This window comes from Arthrobacter flavus (assembly GCF_039526005.1).
Lineage (GTDB): Bacteria > Actinomycetota > Actinomycetes > Actinomycetales > Micrococcaceae > Arthrobacter_D > Arthrobacter_D flavus.
Window position 1 is genome coordinate 232,267 of record NZ_BAAAIJ010000051.1, and the last position, 21,215, is coordinate 253,481.

At 62.7% G+C, this 21,215-nt stretch carries 22 protein-coding genes; 10 read left to right on the plus strand and 12 right to left on the minus strand.

The window, feature by feature from the left end; genetic code table 11:
- Positions 1-17 precede the first annotated feature (17 nt).
- Entirely contained in the window at positions 18-1,109 is a 1,092-nt protein-coding gene (locus ABD059_RS13825) for a winged helix DNA-binding domain-containing protein (RefSeq protein WP_343880999.1), read from the plus strand.
- A gap of 30 nt (positions 1,110-1,139) precedes the next feature.
- On the opposite strand, the gene ABD059_RS13830 is transcribed toward ABD059_RS13825, so the two are convergent.
- A complete protein-coding gene (locus ABD059_RS13830; RefSeq protein WP_343881001.1) occupies positions 1,140-1,931 on the minus strand; it encodes an HAD family hydrolase in 792 nt (263 codons plus the stop codon).
- Positions 1,932-2,227: 296 nt separating this feature from the next.
- Between ABD059_RS13830 and ABD059_RS13835 the strand changes: the two genes are divergently transcribed.
- From ABD059_RS13835 to ABD059_RS13850, 4 genes are all read left to right on the plus strand, one after another.
- Positions 2,228-3,424 carry an ROK family protein gene (locus ABD059_RS13835; RefSeq protein WP_343881003.1) on the plus strand — a complete coding sequence of 399 codons (1,197 nt, stop codon included), beginning with the start codon at positions 2,228-2,230 and terminating at the stop codon, positions 3,422-3,424.
- On the plus strand, positions 3,421-4,716 hold the full coding sequence (locus ABD059_RS13840) for an ABC transporter substrate-binding protein (protein WP_343881005.1): 1,296 nt from the start codon (positions 3,421-3,423) through the stop codon (positions 4,714-4,716). Before ABD059_RS13835 ends, ABD059_RS13840 begins: the two co-directional genes overlap by 4 nt.
- Complete coding sequence (locus tag ABD059_RS13845; protein ID WP_343881007.1) at positions 4,713-5,663, plus strand: carbohydrate ABC transporter permease; 951 nt, start codon at positions 4,713-4,715, stop codon at positions 5,661-5,663. Before ABD059_RS13840 ends, ABD059_RS13845 begins: the two co-directional genes overlap by 4 nt.
- A gap of 103 nt (positions 5,664-5,766) precedes the next feature.
- Complete coding sequence (locus ABD059_RS13850) at positions 5,767-6,552, plus strand: carbohydrate ABC transporter permease (protein WP_343881009.1); 786 nt, start codon at positions 5,767-5,769, stop codon at positions 6,550-6,552.
- Positions 6,553-6,625: 73 nt separating this feature from the next.
- On the opposite strand, the gene ABD059_RS13855 is transcribed toward ABD059_RS13850, so the two are convergent.
- From ABD059_RS13855 to ABD059_RS13870, 4 genes are all read right to left on the minus strand, one after another.
- Positions 6,626-7,669: a Gfo/Idh/MocA family protein gene (locus ABD059_RS13855; RefSeq protein WP_343881011.1), complete on the minus strand. Its 1,044-nt coding sequence runs from the start codon at positions 7,667-7,669 to the stop codon at positions 6,626-6,628.
- A gap of 4 nt (positions 7,670-7,673) precedes the next feature.
- Entirely contained in the window at positions 7,674-8,666 is a 993-nt protein-coding gene (locus ABD059_RS13860; protein WP_343881013.1) for a Gfo/Idh/MocA family protein, read from the minus strand.
- A gap of 104 nt (positions 8,667-8,770) precedes the next feature.
- On the minus strand, positions 8,771-10,033 hold the full coding sequence (locus ABD059_RS13865; protein WP_343881015.1) for an ROK family transcriptional regulator: 1,263 nt from the start codon (positions 10,031-10,033) through the stop codon (positions 8,771-8,773).
- A gap of 195 nt (positions 10,034-10,228) precedes the next feature.
- On the minus strand, positions 10,229-10,609 hold the full coding sequence (locus tag ABD059_RS13870) for a hypothetical protein (RefSeq protein ID WP_343881017.1): 381 nt from the start codon (positions 10,607-10,609) through the stop codon (positions 10,229-10,231).
- Positions 10,610-10,907: 298 nt separating this feature from the next.
- On the opposite strand from ABD059_RS13870, the gene ribA reads away from it, so the two are divergent.
- On the plus strand, positions 10,908-12,293 hold the full coding sequence (gene ribA / locus ABD059_RS13875; protein WP_343881019.1) for a GTP cyclohydrolase II: 1,386 nt from the start codon (positions 10,908-10,910) through the stop codon (positions 12,291-12,293).
- Here the strand turns inward: ribA and ABD059_RS13880 are convergent.
- From ABD059_RS13880 to ABD059_RS13900, 5 genes are all read right to left on the minus strand, one after another.
- Complete coding sequence (locus tag ABD059_RS13880; protein ID WP_343881021.1) at positions 12,195-13,127, minus strand: lysylphosphatidylglycerol synthase transmembrane domain-containing protein; 933 nt, start codon at positions 13,125-13,127, stop codon at positions 12,195-12,197. The genes ribA and ABD059_RS13880 overlap by 99 nt on opposite strands.
- 24 nt (positions 13,128-13,151) lie before the next feature.
- Positions 13,152-14,066: a hypothetical protein gene (locus ABD059_RS13885; RefSeq protein ID WP_343881023.1), complete on the minus strand. Its 915-nt coding sequence runs from the start codon at positions 14,064-14,066 to the stop codon at positions 13,152-13,154.
- Positions 14,021-15,079: a glycosyltransferase family 4 protein gene (locus tag ABD059_RS13890; protein ID WP_343881025.1), complete on the minus strand. Its 1,059-nt coding sequence runs from the start codon at positions 15,077-15,079 to the stop codon at positions 14,021-14,023. Before ABD059_RS13890 ends, ABD059_RS13885 begins: the two co-directional genes overlap by 46 nt.
- Positions 15,066-15,464, minus strand: a complete 399-nt coding sequence (locus ABD059_RS13895; RefSeq protein WP_343881027.1) for a 6-pyruvoyl trahydropterin synthase family protein — start codon at positions 15,462-15,464, stop codon at positions 15,066-15,068. Before ABD059_RS13895 ends, ABD059_RS13890 begins: the two co-directional genes overlap by 14 nt.
- A gap of 74 nt (positions 15,465-15,538) precedes the next feature.
- Entirely contained in the window at positions 15,539-16,546 is a 1,008-nt protein-coding gene (locus tag ABD059_RS13900) for a zinc-dependent alcohol dehydrogenase (RefSeq protein ID WP_343881029.1), read from the minus strand.
- Positions 16,547-16,618: 72 nt separating this feature from the next.
- Here ABD059_RS13900 and ABD059_RS13905 point away from each other — a divergent pair, with 72 nt between their 5' ends.
- Both ABD059_RS13905 and ABD059_RS13910 read left to right on the plus strand, forming a co-directional pair.
- Positions 16,619-17,053 carry an SRPBCC family protein gene (locus ABD059_RS13905; RefSeq protein WP_343881031.1) on the plus strand — a complete coding sequence of 145 codons (435 nt, stop codon included), beginning with the start codon at positions 16,619-16,621 and terminating at the stop codon, positions 17,051-17,053.
- Positions 17,054-17,070: 17 nt separating this feature from the next.
- Positions 17,071-17,796, plus strand: a complete 726-nt coding sequence (locus ABD059_RS13910) for a CDP-alcohol phosphatidyltransferase family protein (protein WP_343881033.1) — start codon at positions 17,071-17,073, stop codon at positions 17,794-17,796.
- Between the two features lie 45 nt (positions 17,797-17,841).
- On the opposite strand, the gene ABD059_RS13915 is transcribed toward ABD059_RS13910, so the two are convergent.
- Both ABD059_RS13915 and ABD059_RS13920 read right to left on the minus strand, forming a co-directional pair.
- Complete coding sequence (locus ABD059_RS13915) at positions 17,842-18,765, minus strand: aldose 1-epimerase family protein (RefSeq protein ID WP_343881093.1); 924 nt, start codon at positions 18,763-18,765, stop codon at positions 17,842-17,844.
- A gap of 8 nt (positions 18,766-18,773) precedes the next feature.
- Positions 18,774-19,241 (minus strand): DUF3515 domain-containing protein, encoded by a 468-nt coding sequence (locus tag ABD059_RS13920; RefSeq protein WP_343881035.1) that lies wholly within the window; start codon positions 19,239-19,241, stop codon positions 18,774-18,776.
- A gap of 116 nt (positions 19,242-19,357) precedes the next feature.
- Here ABD059_RS13920 and ABD059_RS13925 point away from each other — a divergent pair, with 116 nt between their 5' ends.
- The gene (locus tag ABD059_RS13925; protein ID WP_343881038.1) at positions 19,358-20,392 is read left to right on the plus strand and encodes an LCP family protein; all 1,035 of its coding nucleotides are present in this window, start codon (positions 19,358-19,360) and stop codon (positions 20,390-20,392) included.
- Between the two features lie 11 nt (positions 20,393-20,403).
- Positions 20,404-21,168, plus strand: a complete 765-nt coding sequence (locus ABD059_RS13930) for a hypothetical protein (RefSeq protein ID WP_343881040.1) — start codon at positions 20,404-20,406, stop codon at positions 21,166-21,168.
- Positions 21,169-21,215 lie beyond the last annotated feature (47 nt).

Consider the following 21,215-nt stretch of genomic DNA (forward strand, 5'->3'; position numbering starts at 1 on the left):
AACCGCCCCTGGACACGATGAGCAACACGGTGGACCGGGAGCGGCTGCTTCGGTGTCGCCTGGCCGCACAGCTGATCCGGGACGACGACGACGCCAAGCCAGCCGTCCGGGGCGTGGTCGAGCGTCTGGTGGCGATGCAGGCGCAGGATTTCAACCAGGCCCTGTGGGCGATCGGTCTGCGGTCACCGGGCTCAACCCGGGATGACGTGTTCTCGGCGCTCCAACGCGGTGACATTGTGCGGTCGTGGCCCATGCGCGGGACCCTGCACTTTGTGCTGCCAGCCGATCTTCGCTGGATGCTCGGGCTCACCACCCACCGGGTGCTTACTGGCGCGGCCGCCCGGCATCGGGCGCTGGGGCTTGACCAGACGGCGTTTGAGAGTGCGCGTGCTGTGGCCCTGACGGTGCTGGCGGGCGGCAGGAAGATGGTCCGCAACGAGTTCCTCGCGGCGCTCAGTGCGGCAGGGATTGATACGGCCAACCAACGTGGCTACCACGTGATCGTGTATCTCGCGCAGACTGGCACGCTCTGCTGGGGGCCGCCGGTCGGTGGTCAGCAGGCACTGGTCCTGCTCGACGAGTGGGTGCCGGATGAGGGCCAGCCGGAACGTGACGAAGCGCTGGGCCGGTTTGTTCTTGGGTACTTCACCGGGCATGGTCCGGCCACACTGCGGGACTTTGTCTGGTGGTCCAAGCTGACGGTTGCCGACGCGAAGATCGGGTTGGCGTTGGTCCGCGACCAGCTGACAGAGCTGACCTACGATGCCACCTCTTATTGGATGGCTGCGGACCGCCCAGGGGACCCACCGTCCGTGTCAGGACTGGCCCTGCTGCCTGCCTTCGACGAGTACGTGATCGGCTACCAGGACCGGACACCGGTGCTCCGGCCCGAGTATGCGCAGCGCATCGTGCCGGGCGGTAACGGTGTGTTCAAGCCAACCGTGGTGGTAAATGGCCGCGTCACCGGCACTTGGCGCCGGTCCACAGACCGGTCGGGTGGCCTTCTCATCGATCGGTTCGAGCCACTGACAGCGTGGGAAGAGAAGGCTCTTCTCACCGCGGAACAGTCCTACCAGAGCTTTAGCTCCGCAAGGATAGGAACCGGGTAGCACGCTTCAGAAAGCACTGTGAACTGGCCGTTAGATCAAGGTGTGGATCATCTGGGCCGCACCGTCATCGTGTATGGTCCCGGTGACCTCGTCTGCCTCCCGCTTTACCGCTTCGGGAGCGTTACCCATCGCCACTGCACGAGCTGCCCAATGAAACATCTCGATGTCATTGAAGCCGTCACCGATCGCCACAGTTCTGCTCGCATCGATTCCCAACTCCAGACGCAGGCGTTCCAGGGCAAAGGCTTTGGTCACCCCGGCTGCAGTGAGGTCCAGCCAGCCATTGCTACCCACGGAATAGGGCACTCCGTTCAAGCCCAATTTCTCGGCGATTGACAGAAAATCCTGGGAGAACATCTCGAGTGCGTGAATGACTACTCGAGTGGTTTGGTCCTCGACCAGCTGTTCGAGGGCCACGACGTTGTGATCCTGACCCAGTGCGCCGAGAGGGAATTCGGCGTTGGTCTTGAAGTACCCGTTCTTCAGTTCCACTGCGCAGAGGACATTGGGATTCTCAGCCAAAAGGGTGTGGACGGCCTCGGTTGGATCGAAGGTGACTCTGTGGTGGATGTCAAATCCCGCTGGCTCTGATTTCTGAGATTTGGCGACCACGGCCCCGTTTGAACACACCAGGTAGTTCGCCGCTAGCCCCAATTCCAGGGCCACCGGCAACGTGGTTGAAATGGACCGGCCTGTTGCCAGGACTACTACCCACCCCGCATCGTCCAGAGCCCTGACCGCAAGCTTGACCGACGGGCTGATTCCGTTGGGGGTCATGAGAGTGCCATCGAGATCCAGTGCGATCATTCCGGGAAGTGCCATGTCGTCGTTCTCTTCCGGCGCACTGGGCGTCTATTCGTAGTTATGTAACCTGCCTAGCTAATTGCTGAGCCTAATGCTGCCCATTGGGGAACGTCAATGGACGCCGTTCTGCTCGCCGGTTCCGGCATGATTCCCCCCGGAATCCCCGAGGAGCAGGTAACGTTCACGCATCGTCGGATGGAATGCTGTTGACTCGCGAATAAATCCGGGGCTACGCTACAAATAATTACGCAGGTGGGTTTCATATTCGTTTTCTTTATGGATCCACCCTGACGGCTCAGGCGAAAGAGACGCGGATGACAGCCAACGATGGAGTGTATGAGCGACTGCTTTCCGATGTTCGCAGTAAAAACGTCGTTGCATGCCTTCAGGAGATCCGCAGTACGAATGCCGTGACGCTCACCGCGCTGTCCAAGGCGACGGGGCTGTCTCGGCCAACTGTGGAAAGTGTCGTTACGGAGTTGATCCACCAAGGGCTGGTGGGGGAGCTCCCGTCGGGCCAAGGGGCCACTCATGCCGCCGGCCGACCTGCCCGGCGATTTGCTTTCCTCGCAGATTCGCGACGCATCATGTCCGTCGACGTCGGGATCCACCGGATGCGCGCGATGCTGGCCAACTTGGCGGGGACGGTCACGGATGAGCTTGTCTGGGACGTACCGGACGACGCTGACGACCTTGAGCGGTTCGATTTTTTCGCCGATCTCACCCGGTCCCTCCTGGGAGTTGCGGGAGTTGCGGCGCAGGGTGTAAGCAATGTGACGGTCGCCGTTCCGGGGATTGTTGACCTGACGGGAAACATGCTGCTCTCGGACGCGCTACCTCAATGGGTCGGTGTTGATCTTGCCAGCCAGTTTCGTCAGCGGATGAGTGGAACGCTGGTGGTCGAAAACGATATCAACATGGCCGCTCTCGCCGAACACGCGATTGGCGCCGCCAGACTAGCTTCGGATGTTACCTATATTCAGGTCGGACACCGGACCAACTCAGCGCTCATTCTCGGTGGTCAGCTGCGCAGAGGCCGTCACTTCGCGACCGGGGAAGTCGGCGGTCTGCCCTCATCCGGCTGGAATCAATTCGGGGTGGACCTAAACGCTTTGCCCCCGCATGATTCTGCAGCCCATCGATTCGAGCGCGCCAAGATCGGGGACCCCGAAGCCACCGTATGGGTGAGGGATTTTGCCCGGTCGTTGGCCCCAGGGGTTTCGTCGCTGATGTTAGCCGTTGACCCTGACGTCGTGATCATTGGCGGCGGTGTGTCCGGCGCCGGGGACCTCCTGCTGGACCCACTCCGGGAAGCGTTGGCCGAAATCATTCCGGCACACATGCAACCCCACATTCTTGCTTCCACGATTGGCGTTTCTGGCGTCGCTGTTGGAGGCATTGTGCGAGGGCTCGACGAGGCCTCACACAAATTGTATGCCGGTGGTGCGACGACGACTCCGCGCATCGACCTAGCTGGGCTGAAAGAACACACAACAAGGAGAAACCAATGAGAAAGAGCTACAAGCTGACCGCTCTGGCCGCGGGCGCCGCACTCGCATTGAGTGCATGTGGTGCAGAAGCCGAAGGCGGTGGTGACGGCGCTGATGTTTCACTTCCGGATGACAAGGACATGGCGGCGTCGATCAGCTACGGCCTGTGGGATGATGTTCAGCGCCCCGCGATGGAGGAGCTGATTGCGGGTTTCAATGAGGAATACCCGAACATTGACGTCAGTATCACCACCACGCCTTTCGCCCAGTACTTCACGAAGTTGCAGACGCAGGCCGGCGGTGGCGAGCTCCCCGACGTCTTCTGGCTGAATGGTCCGAACTTCCAGACGTACGCGGCGGAAGGAATGATCGAGCCTCTGAGCTCGCTGGTCGAAGCTGGAGCAATCGATCCTGCAAATTATCCGGACGCTATGAACGACCTGTATTCCTATGAAGGCACCATGTATGCGGTGCCAAAGGACTATGACACCGTTGCCCTGTGGTACAACGAGGAGTTGTTCGAGCGGGCCGGAGTTGACGTTCCGACCGGAAACTGGACCTGGGAGGACTTTACGAGCGCGGCGAAGACCATTAGCACCGAGCTCGAAGATGAAGGCGTCTACGGGTATGCAGGCGGCACCTCTAACCAGAGCCTGGTCTACGATGCGGTACTTCAGGCCGGCGGTGAAATCATCACTGAGGACGGAAAATCCGGCTATGACAGTCCCGAAGCGCTCAAGGCCTTTGAAATGTTGGCTGGCATGGTTGCCGACGGATCGTCGCCTTCCATTGAAACAACGGCCGAAACTCAGCCGACCGCCCTCTTCTCCAGCGGTCAGGCAGCAATGATCTGGGATCACAACCAGCGATCCAATGTCTTCGCAGAGTCCCCGGATTTTGAGAGCTTTAACGTCGTGCCACTGCCCAAGGATGAACGTCAGGCAACAGTGATCCACGGGGTCGGAAACGCGATGGCGGCCGAAGGCGAGAACAAGGAAGCCGCTGCGGCCTTCTTGACCTACCTCGGGGGTGAAGAAGCAGCCACACTTCAGGCAGAATCTGGTGCGGCCAACCCTGCTTACGTCGGAACACAGGACGCCTATGTCAACTCAATTCCGGAGATTGACCTCCAGATCTTCATCGATGCCGCCGATGAGTATGCCTTCCCCTACCCGGTCTCGCGGAACAGCTCGGCCTGGCTGACGGAAGAGAGCACATACTTCCCGCGGATCCTTTCCGGCGAATTGCCCGTCGAAGAGGGATTGTCCCAGCTGGCTGAGGCAGTGAACGAGCATCTCGCGAATGAAAAATGACACTGATTCCTACTAAGAAGCGAACGGGCGGTGCCTCTGCACCGCCCGTTCGCGGGATGCGCGCCAATAACCGGATCCGCAATGACGGTATCTGGCCGTGGCTTTTCCTTGCGCCGGTTCTCATCGGGCTGGGAGCATTTTATCTGTGGCCCATCGTTCAGACGGTGTACTTCAGCTTCACCACATTCGGCGTCTTCGGAGGGACCGAATTCGTTGGGCTTGACAACTATCGGCAGCTCATCCAGGACGACCAGATACCCCGGAGTCTTTTCAATACGGTCATCTATACGGCCATTGTGCTCCTGGGAATTCCAATAGCAATCTTCTTCTCAAGCCTGCTGAACCGCCCTGGATTGCGTTTCGCTACCTTTTACCGCCTTCTATTTTTTATGCCCTACGTGGCAATGCCTACAGCGGTAGCAATCGTCTGGCGAACTATTTACAATGGCGATTACGGCATTTTGAACTCTCTTCTCTCGGTTTTCGGAATCGACGGTCCACACTGGGTGTCGACGCCGGGATTCTCGCTTGCAGCACTGGGAATTCTGGGGCTGTGGTCGGCGCTGGGATTCAGCATGATTATTCTGAGTGCTGGAATGCAAGGCATTCCGACTGAACTCTACGAGGCTGCGCAACTCGATGGAGCTAGCTCCTGGCGGCAGTTCATCTCTATCACCGTGCCCATGTTGACACCAAGCATATTCCTGGTGGTTATTGTCTCTACGATCAACGCGTTCCAGCTGTTTGATCTGCTGTTTGCCTTGATGGGGGACAGTAACCCAGCGATGCGCGAAACACAGTCCTTGGTTTACCTGTTCTACTCTGAGGCGTTCCTCATTAATGACAAGGGGTACGCTTCAGCAATCGCGTTGCTAATTATGGCCTTTATAGCGATCATCACATTTGTACAATTTAGACTGCAGAGACGATGGGTGAACCATGTCTAGACAGACAGTAGATGCAGTGGGTGAGGTGCGGCCAGGCGGGCAGTCGCCATCTCAACCCGAAAAGCGAAGCTTCTTGAATCGGCATCCGCACTTCTTTGTACACATGATGCTGATGTCCGGTGGCTTCGTCATGGTGTTCCCCTTCCTGTGGCAAATCATGATGAGCCTTTCCTCGCAGGCAGAGTCAATGTCAGTTCCACCCAGCCTGTGGCCGGAGGTCGCACAATGGGGAAATTATGCAACGGTCTTCGACCGCGTCCCGTTTGCGCGGCAATTCCTCATCTCGGTGGTGGTCACGATCCTCACCGTGGTCGGCCAAGTGATCTTCTGCTCGATGGCAGGTTATGCTTTCGCTCGCCTACGCTTCTGGGGCAGCGGAGCCATCCTTGCCATAGTTCTTTCGATCCTGATGGTTCCCACTCAGGTGTACCTGATTCCGCAGTACCAGATCGTGCAGAGCCTCGGGGGACTGAATACCATCTGGGGGATTGTGCTGCCGGGAGTCTTCAGCGCCTTTGGCACTTTCCTGATGCGTCAGGCGTTCCTGGGACTGCCCCACGAGTTGGAGGAGGCGGCCCGGATCGATGGGGCTAACCCATTCCAGCTCTTTTGGAGAGTCTTGTTGCCCTTGACTAAACCATCGCTCAGCGCGCTCACGATCATCACGATCCTGTTCGCTTGGAATAATCTGCTGTGGCCTCTGGTGATCACCACGGATGCCGCCGATATGCCCCTGGTCGTGGGATTGGCGAATCTGCAGGGACAGTACACAACGGACTATCCGGTCCTGATGGCGGCGAGTTTGATGGCGATGGCACCGGTGTTGCTTCTATTCATCCTGTTGCAACGCCGTGTCGTCGACGGATTGGCGCATTCGGGCCTGAAATAGGGGGTGGGGGTGCTATGGCTGGTCAGCGACCCGCCGACCAGCCATAGCACTCCCGATGACGCACTGGGGCGACTTAGTCAGTGGCCCTCGGCAGAGAGATGGTCTCTCCTGTCTGGATCGACCTCTGGGCGGCTGTCACAATTTCCAGAGTCCGCAGTCCAACGTATCCGTCCGGCTGAGCCTGGTGACCTGTGCGCACCGAAGTCAGGAATGACTCCAGCAGCGTGGCGTCGAGATTAGGGCTGTAGGGCAGTTCGACAGGTTTGCCTGTGCTTGTCTCCAGGCCCCTGATCCGGGGTCCGAAGAAATCCACGTCGACACTGCCCTTGGTTCCCGCGACATTGATCTTCAGCCCACCCCAGGTAGGGGCTGAGTCTGGCTCGCTCCACGAGCAATCAATGGAGGCAATCGTTCCGTTCTCGTAAGTCAGGTTGACCAGCCCTCCCGTCTCCGCTTCGGCCCGATCCGAATAGAGTATTTGGTTTGCCACTGCTGTCACTGAAGTCACGGACGATCCCATCAGCGCATCGAGCAGATCGGCTATGTGGACGACGTGGTCCACAAGTGCGCCTCCGCCGGACAAGGCTGGTTGGGTAAACCATTCTCTTTCACGCGGCAGCTTGCCGTTGTTGCTTCCCCTGATGGAGAGCAACCGTCCCAAGTGACCTGCATCGTTCGTCTTCTTCAAACGGTCAAACGCGCTCGAGAATCGAACCGGATAGGCAACCATGAGATTGACCCGTGCGTCTTCGCAAGCCGCGATCATGGCGCGGGCGTCCGACACCGTGGTCGCTAACGGCTTTTCGCACAGAATGTGAGCCCCATGGGATGCTGCGAGTTCAACATCCGCGCGGTGATTGGTGTTTTCACTCGTGATGATCACGGCGTCAGGGGACCAAGCGAACAATTCCTCATAGGTGTCCACATAGGGAAGACCTAGTTGCTGCGCAAGCGCGGCTCCGCGCAGCTCCCCCTCTGGATGATCTCCCGGGTCGGATGCGAGCAGCTCAACCCCCGGATAGTTCTTGAGTACTGCTGCGTACCCTTGAGCATGGGTGTGTGCGAAGGAAAGGATCGCGACTCGTAGTGCTGGCGTAGTGCCAAAGTTTGTACTCATCTAGTCAGACTCCTGCTTTCGAGAGGGTAACTGGCTGTCCTGTTTCCAAGGATTGAAGTGCGGCGTTGGCCAGACGTACAGCTTCCACCCCGTCTTCACAGTCGACCCGCGCCGATGAGCCGTCGGTCAGAGCTTCCAGGAACTCTCTGAGTTCCAGGAAGTAAGGGTTCGCGAGTGGATCGACGGCGGGAATGAGACCGCCGCCGCTCTCGTCAATCTGGAGGTTGGCTACAAAATTCTGCTGCTTCCCGGAGTGGTGCTCCAGCCGGCCCAGCGTCCCGGTGACCGAGTACTCGGTTGTGAAGGTTGTGTGAGGTGGCCCCCATACGCCCGAAATCTGACTGATCGCCCCCGACTCGTGCCGGAGCAGGACATGAGCCGTTTCTGCCGGTTCGGTCTCGTCCCCGACGGTTGTTGAGATCGCGGAAATCTGTGCCACCGGCCCTGCCAACCAGCGTGCGATATCGATGTCGTGAATCATCTGGTCCATGATGATGCCGCCTGAGAGGCGGCGATCACCGAACCAAGGCGACCGGTTCGGAAAGGCCCCTGAGCGGGAAAGGCGAAGTACTGCGAGCTCTCCCAGCTGACCGGCATGTACGGCAGCGGCCAGTTCTGCGTATTCGGGGAAGAACCGCACCACATGCGCTGGCAGGATCGTGAGTCCGTTGGCTGCGGCAAGGCGACTGAGTTCGACAGCCTCATCGTCATGACGTGTCAGCGGTTTCTCGCAGATGACATTTTTGCCTGCTTCAAGTGCTTTCTTGGCAAGTTCGAAATGGGTAAAGGTAGGACTGCAAATATCGACAATCGTCACCAGGTCGAAGAGTTCCTCGATGGAGTGCACCACCGTGCCACCGAACTGAGCTACGAGTTCTTCTGCGCCATCGAGGGAGTACACATAGACTTCGGCTCCGAGACGTTGTAGATGCGAGATATGGGCGTCTGCGATTCCCCCGGCTCCGATGAGGCCGATGCGGATGGGCGTGTGGGACATGGTTGCCTTTCTGGCTGTCCGAGTGAATTCTTGGTTCTGCGTTGCCGCAGGCGGAAAGAGACTCGATGAGAATCCGCCTACTGGAGCTTCCTTTCCTGGCTTGGTTAAACTGGCGTCCTCCCAGCCCCTGGGCGGTGGAACTTCGCGCGGTTGAGTTCGGAGAGTGCATGAGCGATCGCTCCCTGCACCACTGCGTCGTCATCCAGCTCAGAGAGCTCAATACGTGGCGCACCCAACTGTTGATTGCTCAGGTTCACGAGCAAAGTGTCGATCAAGCGTTCCCCGCACTTCGCCATCCAACCGCCCAACACAATAAGGTCAGGATCCAGGATGGCTCGCACTGCGAGAATGCCGAGCGCGAATCTGCGACACACTTCATTGAGGGCTGCAAGGGCGGCCGGTTTGTCGGCTCGGACGGCTGCAACAAACGCATCAAATGCCGCATAGTCATCAACAGTCTTCAGATGTGTCAGCAGCTTCGAGTCAAAGTGTTCATTCGCCGAGATGCGCGCGAGATGCAGGAGTTCAGCGGTGCCAACCCAAGCTTCGAATCTCCCGAGCCCGGCCCGCTCAGTCTGGGCCGTAGCTGTCATGGCTTGCCGGGTGTCCACGACTAGATCCAGGAAACCGATGTCTCCGGCGTCATTCGACGAGCCGCGGTACAGTTCGCCGTTTAGCAGGATGCCGGCACCTACTCGCTCACCCCAGGAGATGAACACCAGAGACGGGGAAACGTCCTGTGCGTCCTGGCGATGCGCGCCTTGAGCTGCCAACTTAATGTCATTGTCGAGATACACGGGGCAAGTCAGTGCGTCTCGGAGGGACCGGGCCAGGAGGTTCCCGGCAAGTCCCGTCATGCTGGGAATCAGCTTGATAAAGCCGGTTTCCGGATCCACGATGCCGGGTGTCCCAACGGTGGCCCACCAAAGATCCTGCTGCTCACTGCCCGCAGCAAGCAGGACCGTCTCGATAGCAGCCAGCAGAGAAGCGACCGCCTCCTGGGCGGGAGCGTTCGCCGGGAGCTGGGTGACTTCTGAGGAGACGACATTCCCTAATAGATCGGCGACGGCAACGCGGATCTCCTTGGGGCCAAGACAAACACCCAGCACTTTGCCTGCTTCGGCCCTGAACCGGACAAGCTGAGCAGGTCGGCCGGACCGTGCAGCCGTCCGATCGGGTTGGAGGAATTGGACGAGACCTGCGGACGCGAGGCCCTCGAGGGAGCGACCAACAGCCTGACGGGACAAGCCGGTTGCGGCGCTGAGAGCAGAGACGCTCATCGAAGGCGCGGATTTGAGCCGAGCCAGAATGGCCCAGGAGTTCATTTCTCGCATTGCCTGAGTGCCTGCAGCGACTGGCGCGTCCACCGATTCCCCTATTCCTTGCGGATAGCAGTCACGCTAACATAATTACGTACGGTGCGGAACTAATTAGATCTACACGGTGTGAACATGTTCTTGCTCGGGGTGGGGGACTCCGGTGTGATGTTTGTTCGGCCCCAGGAACCCTGGTTCCTGGGGGTCGGCCAGCGGCTGAACCGGGGAATCGATCAGCCCAGAGCTTTAGCTCCGGAGTCTCGCCTGATGCAGCCGGTCGTCGAGTTCTTCAAGATCCTTGACCGCTGCGCAGAGCAGCAGTTGTCCAAAGGTTGGAGTTCCGGGGACGGGTGCGCTGCCAACCGCACTCGAGACGATGGGATCGAGCGGAGCCTCAGCGGTCCGTTCGCACAACTCGCGGGCGTCCATGACTGCCTGCACCAGCGGGTGGCGCAAGGCCTCCAGCCCGGACAGCCGCTTTTCGGGAGTTTCGTTCCGGGCGCGCTGGATTCGCGAGGCCGTCGGAAATTCGGGGGCGTCAACGCGGATCGCTAAACTACCTGCCTGTGCTGCGTAGGACCGTGCCAGGCGGCGTCCAGTGTCCGGTGATGGCCGTTTCGATTCCATGCTGCCTTACGTCGAGTTGAGTCAGCACCCCAGCGGGCTGACCGTCGTGCATCACCGGCGTGATTGGTTGTTGCCGGTTGGCTTAGCTAGTGGGGTCAACGTCCCGAAGGCCCAGCCGGTTCCTGCCTTCGACCCTAGCGAGTCCATCAGGACCCTTCAATAGTCAGCATGCTTTCTTTATCTGACTGTAATCGATCCGGTCCCGTTGGTGCTGAATCATGGCGGTGTTCGCTAACGGGTAGTGCGCCGGAGCAGTTTCAGGAGATGACAGGAGCGCCCAGTCGCCTATTGTTGATTTATGTCGATCGAATCGGCTCCCGGCTGGGGTGCCTCACAAATAGAGCGTGTTGTCGAGACGGTGTTGCCGACCCGTCATGGCGTATTCCGGATGGTCGGGTATCGCGATTCCGAGGGCAACGAGCATGTCGCTCTGATCCAGGGTGACATTGAGGGATCCGTTCCCTTGGTCCGGGTGCATTCCGAGTGCCTCACCGGGGACGCGCTCGGCTCCTACCGCTGCGACTGCGGTGAACAACTCGATGCCTCCCTGCAGCGCATCAGCGAAGAGGGCACCGGCGTCGTCATCTATGTCAGGGGCCACGAGGGCAGGGGGATCGGCCTGCTCGAGAAACTCCGCGCCTACGCCCTGCAGGACCAGGGCGTCGACACTGTGGACGCCAACACCACGCTGGGCCTCCCGGTGGACGCGCGTGACTACCAGCAGAGCACTGGAATTCTTCTCGACCTCGGCGTCACCCGCATCCGTCTGCTCTCCTCCAACCCAGCCAAGCAGGAGGCACTCGAAAGCGGTGGAATCACGGTGCTGGCGCGCAGCGGGCTCAACATCGCCCAGCGCCCCGAGAATGCCAGCTATATCGCCACCAAGCGGGCCAGGATGAGGCACGACGGCGAACCGGCCCAGGATGTCTGGCGTCACCTCACCGAAGGAACAGTTCCCCAGGGGTCAGTTCACGGCCTCGCAGCGGAGCTGCTCACCCGGTACGGCCCGCTGGTCCAGGACACACGTCCCGATGGCCGGCTGGTGATCGGTCAGCTCGGCCAGAGCCTTGACGGGTTCATCGCCTCGCGGACCGGGGACGCCCGCTTCGTCACGGGCAGCGAAGACCGGGAGCACCTGCACCGGCTGCGGGCCCTCGTGGATGCCGTCGTCATCGGCGCCTCAACGGTCACCGCCGATGACTGCCTCCTCACGGTCCGGGCGGTTGACGGACCCAATCCTGTCCGAGTGGTCCTCGACCCGAGTGGCCGCATCCCGCAGGGGTCCGCCGTCCTCACCGACGGCGCAGCACCCACCCTGTGGCTGGTCGGCCTCGAGGCCGTTGTCCCGATCAGCCTCGCCGAGCATGTGACCGTCCGACGCCTGGCTGCTGAAGACTTTGAACCACGTCGTCTCCTCGATGTGCTGGCGGACCGCGGGTTCCCGCGGGTCCTGGTGGAAGGCGGCGGGCACACCGTGTCACGTTTCCTGGAAGCCAGTGCGCTCGACCGGCTGTACCTGACCTGCGCACCGATCCTGGTCGGGGACGGCGTCCCGGGTATCCGGTTCACCGGCAGCGACGCCCTATCAGACGCCCTCTCCGCGCCGGTCCGGCGTTTCGAGTTCGGCAGGGACATCTGCACCGAGTTCCACTTCTCGGCCGCCGTTCCCACCCCGGTCGCCTAGGAACCCTCGGATAGCCAGCACCAGCAGCAGCACGGCTCCCGGCAGCACCGACACCAGGGCCAGCAGTCCGTAGCCCACCGACACCTCAACCCCCAGCGCGCCCGAATAACCAAACATCATGAAGGCCAGCGCCGTGACACCCTCCCGCGGACCCCAACCGCCCAGGCTCAGGGGAATGGACATCCCGGCCAGGCAGATCGCAGCGAGCCCGACGACGTCGGCCACTGCCAGGTGGGGTGCGGTCAGCGCCGCCGAGACGGCGAACAGGGCCACAAACGAGGCCCAGCCGAGCACCGAGAGCGCCCACACCGCGGCCAATGTCCGGCTCGGGAGGCGTCGTAGCGATGGTCGGGCGGCCAGCAGCACCAGCACCGCCCCAGCGGCGACGACGGCGGCTAGCCGCCAGTCTGCGGTGAGCAGTGCTGCAGCAGCAGCGAGGAGCACGATCACCGTGCCGGCGAGGCGTTCGCCCAGCACCGAGCCGATGCTGCTGAGCCAGTTGGACCGGTGCGCCGACCGTTGCCGGGCGGTGCGGATAGCGTCCCCGGCCAGGCCGCCGGGGAGGACGGCGTTGAGGAACGACGCTTCGTAGCACTGCGCAAGGGCGCCGCCTCGGGGCAGATGCATCTGGAATCCGCTGGAGACCAGCCGCCAGCGTTGGGCCTGTGCGGCCGTCCCGATGAGCCCGAGGGCCAGCGCGGCGGTGACCGAGGGAAGGGTCAAGGCTCCCAACCCGGCGGTGAAGGGTCCGGTGCCGAAGACCGTCACCAGGTAATACATCAGGGCGACTGCGCAGAGGACCTGGAGGAGTGCGAGCCAGCGGCGGCGTCTCACGGGACGGGAGTCACTGTTGAATCGTTACTGCCGGGGCGGCAGGGCCAGCAGGTCCCGGTGGCCGATCGTGAGCTGCAGCGAACCGTCGGCGGCCTGCTCGGATCGACGTTCCAGCCACTGGCTGACGTCTCCGGCGAGACCCGGCTCTTCCTCGAGGACGGCATCCGCCCGGTCGTTCAGGAACCGTGTGATCAGCTCCGAGTGATCCCCGGTCAGCTCCCACGGCGTGTCGACGGTGGTGACGGTGAAGCCGGCCCTGGCAAGGAACTGCCCTGTCAGGTCAACGCCCCGTGCTCCGGCCCGGCCGCCGCGGTTCTGGTGCTGGTTGAACGCGTCGTTCAGGGCGTTATCCAGGGGATCCGCGGGATCGATCGTCATGGTGCCGGTGACGCTCAGGCTGAACAGCGCGGCCGTCTGTGATTCGACCAGTGCCGAGCAGAGGGTGTTGAGCTGTTCAGGTGTCAGCAGATCCAGCAGGGCCGAGCAGGTGACAAACCGCTGCCGGGACGTCTGGGGATCGGCGTCGAGGATTTCTCCCAGGTCTTCAATGCCCGCGACCACGGCTTCGGTGCCGATCACGCCGTCGATCGCTGGTGCGCCCATGGTGAGTTCCAGCAGGTCCGGGTCGTGGTCAATGAGCGTCCAGTGCTGCGGCATGTCGAGGTGCGGTGCGAGCCATGCCTGATTGGCTCCGGTGCCGGCACCGAGGTCGAAGATTCGGACCGCCTGGTCGTCGGCGTCCTTCTCCTCACCTTTGGAAGGCACCGCCCGAGCGGCCAGGAAGTCTTGTAACTCTGTGAGGAGGGGAAGGCTTGCCTGCCGGGCGGCTTCGTCGGCGGGACGGCGCAGGGAGAGCCAGTCGCTGGCAATCGGGCGCGGCGCGTCGGCGTCGGTCACGGGTGAATGATTTCCAGAAGCGTTGTCGCTGTGTTGGCCCATGTCGGCAGTGTATCGCGGCGGCTGAGGGCGGCGGCCCGCCAGGACCGGCGCAGCGACGAGTCGGTGAGCCAGCCCCGGAGCACCGCAGCCAGTTCTTGCGAATCGTGGGGGTCGACGACGGCGCCCGGCAGCTCACCTGCCGCACCACCGGTGAGGGCTTCGACGGCGCCAGTGCCCCGGCCTACCACGCCAGGAATGCCGCGGGCCAGACCCTCGGTGACCACCATCCCAAAGGTTTCCGCCAGTGACGGCAGGAGCAATAGATCGGCCCGAGCCCATTCGGCGTCGAGCGCTGGCCCCTGGAGGACGCCCGGGAAGGTGACGCGACCCGGCTCGAAGGAAGCGGCCTGATCGTGAAGCGTGGCGACGTGGGAGCTGCCCAGCGGACTGGCGCCGCCCACCAGGGAAGCGGTCCACGGCAGGTCGGTCAGGTCGGCGAGCGTTGACAGCACCATCGAATGGTTTTTTCGGGGCGTGAGTGATCCGAGCATCATCAGGTGCGGCGGGGTGGTGCCCGCAGCGACCTTCGCCGGTTCGGTGCCGGGAGGCACCACGTGCACCCGGTCCAGCCCATAGCGCCGGATCAGGTCATCCCGGGCCCACTGGCTGGTGCAGATCACACCGGAGGCGTGTCGCAGGGCCGCTTCCTCGGACGCAGCGAAAGCCTTCATCTCCTGATCGGTCAGGCCCGTTTCAGCGGGGAGCGGCAGGTGCAGCAACACCCAGACGGTAGTCCCGGCGTCGACTGCTGCCCGGATCGTCTCCGGGGCGGCCGACGCCATGAGCCCGTCCACCACCACGACCGGTTCCTGGCGAAGCGCCAGCGCCAGCTTCTGGTGATCGGCCGGCGAACCATTGGGCCAGTCGCCACGGATCGGGGAGATGGCTACGCGGTGCCCGGCTTCACCCAGCGCGGCGGCCAGGTGGTGGTTGTAGATGGTGCCGCCGCTCGGTCCGGGCAGGGCGCCCGGAATCACCAGACCCAACTCCATGCTGCGGCTAGCCCCGGACATCCGCCGAGTCGAACTCCACCGAGTAGCCGGCCCACGCATCAGGGTGTTCGCGGAGCACCACGTCCAGCCCGGCGAACGGAGCGGTGTCGAAGCGGGTGCTCAGCTGGTCGGCGATATAGCGGGCCACGGCTTCGGTGGTGGAGAGGACGCCGGTAAAGTCGGGGTGCTCGTCAAGGTTCTTATACCGCAGCCCGTCCAGCACCTCGCCGAGAATCGCAGTCGCCTCGCCAATATCGATCACGACGGCGTGCTGGGTCAGCTCCCGACGTCGCCAGGTCACCTCCACCACCAGAGTGGCACCGTGCAGCCCCTGGGCTGGGCCGAAGAACGGATCGGGAAGGCTGTGGGCGATCATCACGTGGTCGCGGACGGTCAGACGGTACATGGGTCTCCTGGGGTTGTAGTGAGAGCGGTGGGACTAATGGAAGTGGTGAGGACAGTGGGCGGTGCGGATAGGGCTTAGGTGGCCGGTTCGTCGGCGCCGGGGTAGGCGATCACGTGGCACAGCGCGGACAGGGCGCCGCTGGAGAGGTCCCGCATCACATTCGGCAGGTCCTCGAACGGCGACGTGCCGCTGAGGAGCGCATCAAACCCCGGGTCCTTCAACGCGTCCAGGGCGGTGGCGAGCCGATCCTGATGGGTGCGGCGGGCGCGGCGCGGTGCGGCGATGGCTCCCACCTGGCTTGCCCTGATGCTCAGCCGGCGCGCGTGGAAGTCCGCACCGAGGGGCACTTCGGGGGAGCGGGTACCGTACCAGGACAGTTCGATCACCTCGCCCTCGTCGCCGAGCAGGCCCAGCCCCAGGGACAGGCCGGCCGCTGTGGAGGAGCAGTGGAAGACAATGTCGCAGTTGCCCAGTGCATCGTCGGGATGTACCCAGTCCACGCCCAACTCCTCGGCGAGCGCGGCGCGGGAAGGATCAGGATCCACCAGTTGGAGGCGTTCCAGCGGGAACCGGCGCAGCAGCGTCGCCAGTGCGGCGCCAATCATGCCACCGCCGACGACGGCGATCCGGTCGCCCATGCAGGGCCGTGCATCCCACAGGGCGTTGACGGCGGTCTCGACGGCGCCCGCCAGCACGGCGCGCTCGCTGGGGACGTCGTCGGGAATCACCGTCAGAGCGGACACCGGGACCACGTAGCGGTCCTGGTGCGGGTAGAGGCAGAACACCCGCTGGCCCACCAGCGGGGCGGGTCCTTCCTCGACGACGCCAACGGAGAGATAGCCGTACTTGACCGGTCCTCCGAAGGTGCCTTCCTGGAAGGGGGCCTCCATGAGGGCTGCCACCTCGGGAGGAATGCGGCCGTCGTGGACCAGTGTCTCGGTGCCTCGGCTGATCCCGGAATAGAGGGTGCGAACCAGCGCTTGTTCGGTCTCGCGCTGGGGCAGGGGAGCGGTCCGTAGCTCGCCATGTCCGGGCCGGGTGGTCCAGTATGACTGGCTGTGGTCGGAGGGGGTGCAAGACATAACTCGATTATGCCCTGCAGGCTGACGGCCGCGCCCCAGCCTGTTGACACAGTTCATCAGTAGACTGGGCAGATGATTACTGTCAAGGGAACCATCAGCACACCCCTCTCACCCGCGCAGGCTTTCGCCTTCCTGAAAGAGTTCGAGAACACCAGCGAATGGGATCCAGGGACACCGGTGGTCGAGAAGCGCTCCATCGGCCCGGTAGCCGTGGGCCACCGGTACCACGCCGAAGCTGAATTTCGCGGCAAGCGGCAGCCCATCGAGTATGAAGTGACCGAACTGCGCGAGGGCCACATCAAGCTGCGCGGCGAGAACAAGACGCTGGTCTCGTTCGACTCGATCGACGTCGTTCCCTCCGGTTCGGGCAGCGACGTCACCTACACGGCCGAGTTCCAGCTGAACGGATTCCGGCGGATTGCCCAGCCGTTCCTCAAGCCGGCCTTCAACACGCTGCGCGACCCAGCGTTGAACGGGCTGCGCGACAAACTGAACTCGCTCGTCTAGTTCCGGCAGGTAGTCCAGTGGGTCAGATCAGTAGGCGTGCCCTGTTCGATGCATCCACCGCTGTCGTGGGTTCCATCGGCGTCGGCATCACGCTGCTGGCCCTGAACGATTCCCATAACGTCACCAACCTGGCAGCGGTGGTCGCCGGTCTCACCTTGGTGGCCGTTGCAGCGCTCAGTGTGGTGCGCCGTCGGCCGTCCTATTCCGGCCCGGCCGACCGCGTCACGCTGTTTCGGGCGGTGCTCGCGGGCGGGTGTGCCACCATCGTGGTGCTGTCGTTGTGGGGGACGGTGCCCACCCGGTCCTGGTGGCTGGTGCTGTTGGCGGCGACCGCTGTGCTGCTCGACGCCGTGGACGGTGCCGTGGCCCGACGCACCGGAACAGCCACCAAGGCTGGCGCTCGCCTGGACATGGAAACCGACGCGATTCTGCTGCTGGTGCTGTCAATCCCGGTGGCGCTGACCGTCGGCTGGTGGGCGTTGCTCATTGGGCTGATGAGGTACTTCTATGTCGCGGCATCCTGGGTTCGCCCTGCACTCAGAGGCGAACTGGAGTTCAGCAGCTTCAGGCGGGTCGTCGCTGCCACCCAGGGGGTGGTTTTGGTGGTCATCCTGGTCCCGGTGACTCCTGTCGCGCTCGCGGTTCCGGTGGCGGCGGCGTCGCTGTTGTTGCTGGGTGTTTCGTTTGGCCGGGACGTGGTGGCCCTTGAACGGTCGGCTGACCGGTCCGTCACGCGTCCCTGACGCCTAGCCTGGCCAGTGGCCCAGTGCCTCATGCCCTGCAGGGTCTTAGATCGAGTGGATCCGCCAGCTCACCGTGTGCTCAGCACCGGGCTGGAGCGTCACCAGGTCGGTTCCCGAGTTGAACGCATCCGGCGGGCAGGTCATGGGTTCGACGGCGAGTCCCCGCCTGCTGCCGGCCGGATCCTTGGGCAGGTCTGCGGTATGCACCTGCACCCAGGGGCAGCCGCCACCAAACGAGACCGCTGCGCCGTGCCCATCAGGACCGGTCACGGAAACCGTGGCGACGTCGTCGTCGTAAGTCACGCCGGTGAAGGCATGGTCGAGGAACGTGTCGTTGACCCGTCGCGGCGTACGGAAGTCGAAGTCGCCGGACACGGCAGCCAGGCCGGTCGGAATGAGTCGGTCCTCGGTCACTTCCAGGACGGTGTCGGCGGGAATGGTCAGGGTCCATTCATTCACCAGTCCGTCGCCAGCCACCAGGTAGGGGTGGGGTGCCACGCCGTACGGAGCAGCATCGGGGCCAGCATTCAGAGCGGTCACCGTGGTGGTGAGGCCGGCGTCGTCGAGCGTGTAGGTCACTTCGACGGTGAGACGGAACGGGTAGCCCTCCTGCGGCGCCACTGTTGTGCGGAGCCGGACCGACGAGTCACTCTGGTCGGCAGTCTCCCAGTCCTCCCAGGCGAGGAGCCCGTGCAGGGCATGGCCACGCTCGGGCTCGGTGAGGCTGAGCACGTGCGTGGCGTCGCCGAACGAGTAGGCGCCGTCGACCACCCGGTTAGGCCACGGGGCCAGAATCGCGCCGCGGTAGTTGGGGCGGATCTCGTCGGCGTCGTAGGAGCGGATCAGGTCGCGTCCGCCGTACCGCAGTTCACGCAGCGACGCTCCCACACTTGCGACGACGGCGCTGTAGTCACCGTGAATCAGGTGCAGTTGGCGTCCGGACAGGGGAGTGGTGGCGGCGTGATCCATCATGACCCCTAGGGTAGTTCTAGTTCATTCTCGACGCTGAGGCATTCGGAATCCTGCTCGATTACCGAGACAGCCGTGCCCAGGTCAACCAGGATGGTGCTTGACGCCACTTCGTTCGGGTCGAACAGCACTTCCACCGCCGGGTCGCGGCCGTAGGTGGTGGCTCGCCATACCTCTTCCTCTTCCAGGATGATCCAGTCGACGCCGTTCACTGACGCGCAGGCATCGGTGGTCGGGCCGGGGACGGCAACCCCGCACCTCAGGACCACCTGCGACGGGTCGCCCCACGCCGCGGTCGCCTGACTGTTGGTTTCTCGCAGCTCGTTTTCGGCAACGAGGTCTGGCAAGGAGACCATGACCGACGCGCACTCGGGGTTGGCGGCGTCGGCGGCTGCCTCCACGCCGACAATCGGCGAACACGCCGTCAGGCCTAGAGCGACGACGGCGAACGGGGCTAAGAGACGGGAGGCACGCATGGTGCCAGTTTAGTGGTCACACCACCGGCGGCCGATCCTGCTGGTTGTGCCTCCCAGCTTCTTCCCACGGTTGAAGGTTAGGATGAGGAGCTGTCTCATGTCAGGGGAAACCAGTCGTGTCAAACTATCTCGAAGAACCCGTCCAGCGGAGCGCCCGCAAGAAGCGCCCGGTCCGGACTGTGCTCATCTCCGCGCTCGCACTGGTGCTGGTGGCTGGCCTCGTTGCCGGGGGGTACTTGTTCAACCTTGCCAACACGTACAACACGCAGACCGAGACCATTGAGGAAGTCTTCCCCGAAGGCACCGACCGCCCCACCCGGTCTCCGGTCGCCGAGGAGGCCCGCAACATCCTCCTGCTCGGCAGTGACGAGAACGGCGGCAGCGGCGAAACCGAAGACCTGCCCGGTGTGCCGAATGCGGGCCGCTCGGACACCATGATGCTGATGCACCTTCCCGCCAACCGCGAGGGTGTGTATGTCATGTCGATCATGCGGGATACCTGGACTGACATTCCAGGCTATGGCGAGCACAAGATCAACGCGGCCACAGCATTTGGGGGAGTGCCGCTGCTGGTGCAGACGCTTGAGGGCATGTTTGATACGCCCATTGACCACGTTGCCATCATCGATTTCGAGGGGTTCACCGGGCTCACTGACGCGTTGGGCGGGGTTACCGTCAACAATGAGATCGCGTTCCAGTCACGCGGTGCCGACGGAGAATTCTTCGATCAGGGCGAGATCAATCTGCAGGGTGATTCGGCGTTGAAGTTTGTTCGTGAGCGGTACGCCTTCACTGATGGCGACTTCCAGCGGGTGAAGAACCAGCAGCTGTTCATCAAGGCGGTCATGACCAAGTTCCTGACCGCTGAAACCCTGACCAATCCGATCAAGATCAACGAGATTGTCGATCAGGCATCGCCATACCTGAGCGTTGACGAGGGTCTGGACGCGACGACTGCCGGCGGATTGGCGCTGTCGTTGCGGAATATTCGTGGCGATGATGTGCAATTCTTCACGCTGCCGAACTTGGGAATCGGCACCTCCGCAGATGGTCAGTCGATTATTCTGAAGGACGACGCCGCAATCGCGGACATTGCCGAAGCGCTAGACAACGACACCCTGGGTGACTATCTCCAGACCGCTGCACCGTAGAATTGGGACCCATGGGATTATTGATGCGCCGTGCTTTCGCCGGTCTAGCCGCGGCTTCGCTCTGTGTTGGAGCTGGTGTTGGGGTTGTCCACGCCACGGAAGAGCCGCCCTTGCCGGCGCCGACCGCCGAGCCGGCGCCACCACCGGCACCTGCGCCACCACCGGCACCTGCGCCAACAACGAATCCTCCAGCTCCAGCTCCAGCGCCAGCGCCGCCGGCTCCGGCCCCGGCTCCGCCCCCCGCCCCGGATCCTGAACCGGAACCTGAACCAGCGCCTGAACCGCCACAGCCGGAAACCCCGCCAGCGGCGACCGATCCGGCCACCGGTTTCACGATCGACCCGACCACCGGGTACCTGATCCATCCCCCAACCGGGTTCCTGATCGAACCGGGTACCGGCAACCTCATCGATCGGTCGAACTTCTTCTATACGGATTTCCGCTGGATCGCGGAGACCGGCGCCGTGGTGGACCTGAATGAGGAGACCGAGGAACCGGAGGAAACGCCGTCACCCGAGGAATCCGAGTCGGCCGAGCCTGAAGAGTCCGAGTCGCCTGAACCGACGCCTACGCCCACCCGCTCGGCAACGCCGTCGCCCTCGCCTTCCCCAAGTGAGGCAGCCGTTGTTGATGCCAGCGCCGCCTCCGAAGAGACCTCGATTGGCTCCAGCCCCATCACCAGAGGACTGGTAATTATCGGTCTTGTTGGTCTGGGTGTGCTCTACTACGCGAAGCTTCGGGGCGGGAATGCTGTCCGTCCAAAGCCGGGCAAGTAACCGGTTTCGTGGGTGACGTTTTGATTACGCTTCGCCCCAATAGCCCC

Bases quoted from the DNA above. Each gene is read 5' to 3' on its own strand.
- ABD059_RS13850 (WP_343881009.1), top strand. From the start codon at position 5,767: ATGATGCTGATGTCCGGTGGCTTCGTCATGGTGTTCCCCTTCCTGTGG.
- ABD059_RS13830 (WP_343881001.1), bottom strand. From the start codon at position 1,931: ATGGCACTTCCCGGAATGATCGCACTGGATCTCGATGGCACTCTCATG.
- ABD059_RS13905 (WP_343881031.1), top strand. From the start codon at position 16,619: ATGATTACTGTCAAGGGAACCATCAGCACACCCCTCTCACCCGCGCAG.
- ABD059_RS13840 (WP_343881005.1), top strand. From the start codon at position 3,421: ATGAGAAAGAGCTACAAGCTGACCGCTCTGGCCGCGGGCGCCGCACTC.
- ABD059_RS13930 (WP_343881040.1), top strand. From the start codon at position 20,404: ATGGGATTATTGATGCGCCGTGCTTTCGCCGGTCTAGCCGCGGCTTCG.
- ABD059_RS13845 (WP_343881007.1), top strand. From the start codon at position 4,713: ATGACACTGATTCCTACTAAGAAGCGAACGGGCGGTGCCTCTGCACCG.
- ABD059_RS13835 (WP_343881003.1), top strand. From the start codon at position 2,228: ATGACAGCCAACGATGGAGTGTATGAGCGACTGCTTTCCGATGTTCGC.
- ABD059_RS13900 (WP_343881029.1), bottom strand. From the start codon at position 16,546: ATGTCTTGCACCCCCTCCGACCACAGCCAGTCATACTGGACCACCCGG.
- ABD059_RS13860 (WP_343881013.1), bottom strand. From the start codon at position 8,666: ATGTCCCACACGCCCATCCGCATCGGCCTCATCGGAGCCGGGGGAATC.
- ribA (WP_343881019.1), top strand. From the start codon at position 10,908: ATGTCGATCGAATCGGCTCCCGGCTGGGGTGCCTCACAAATAGAGCGT.
- ABD059_RS13890 (WP_343881025.1), bottom strand. From the start codon at position 15,079: ATGTCCGGGGCTAGCCGCAGCATGGAGTTGGGTCTGGTGATTCCGGGC.
- ABD059_RS13915 (WP_343881093.1), bottom strand. From the start codon at position 18,765: ATGGATCACGCCGCCACCACTCCCCTGTCCGGACGCCAACTGCACCTG.
- ABD059_RS13855 (WP_343881011.1), bottom strand. From the start codon at position 7,669: ATGAGTACAAACTTTGGCACTACGCCAGCACTACGAGTCGCGATCCTT.
- ABD059_RS13885 (WP_343881023.1), bottom strand. From the start codon at position 14,066: ATGGGCCAACACAGCGACAACGCTTCTGGAAATCATTCACCCGTGACC.
- ABD059_RS13895 (WP_343881027.1), bottom strand. From the start codon at position 15,464: ATGTACCGTCTGACCGTCCGCGACCACGTGATGATCGCCCACAGCCTT.
- ABD059_RS13825 (WP_343880999.1), top strand. From the start codon at position 18: ATGAGCAACACGGTGGACCGGGAGCGGCTGCTTCGGTGTCGCCTGGCC.
- ABD059_RS13870 (WP_343881017.1), bottom strand. From the start codon at position 10,609: ATGGAATCGAAACGGCCATCACCGGACACTGGACGCCGCCTGGCACGG.
- ABD059_RS13920 (WP_343881035.1), bottom strand. From the start codon at position 19,241: ATGCGTGCCTCCCGTCTCTTAGCCCCGTTCGCCGTCGTCGCTCTAGGC.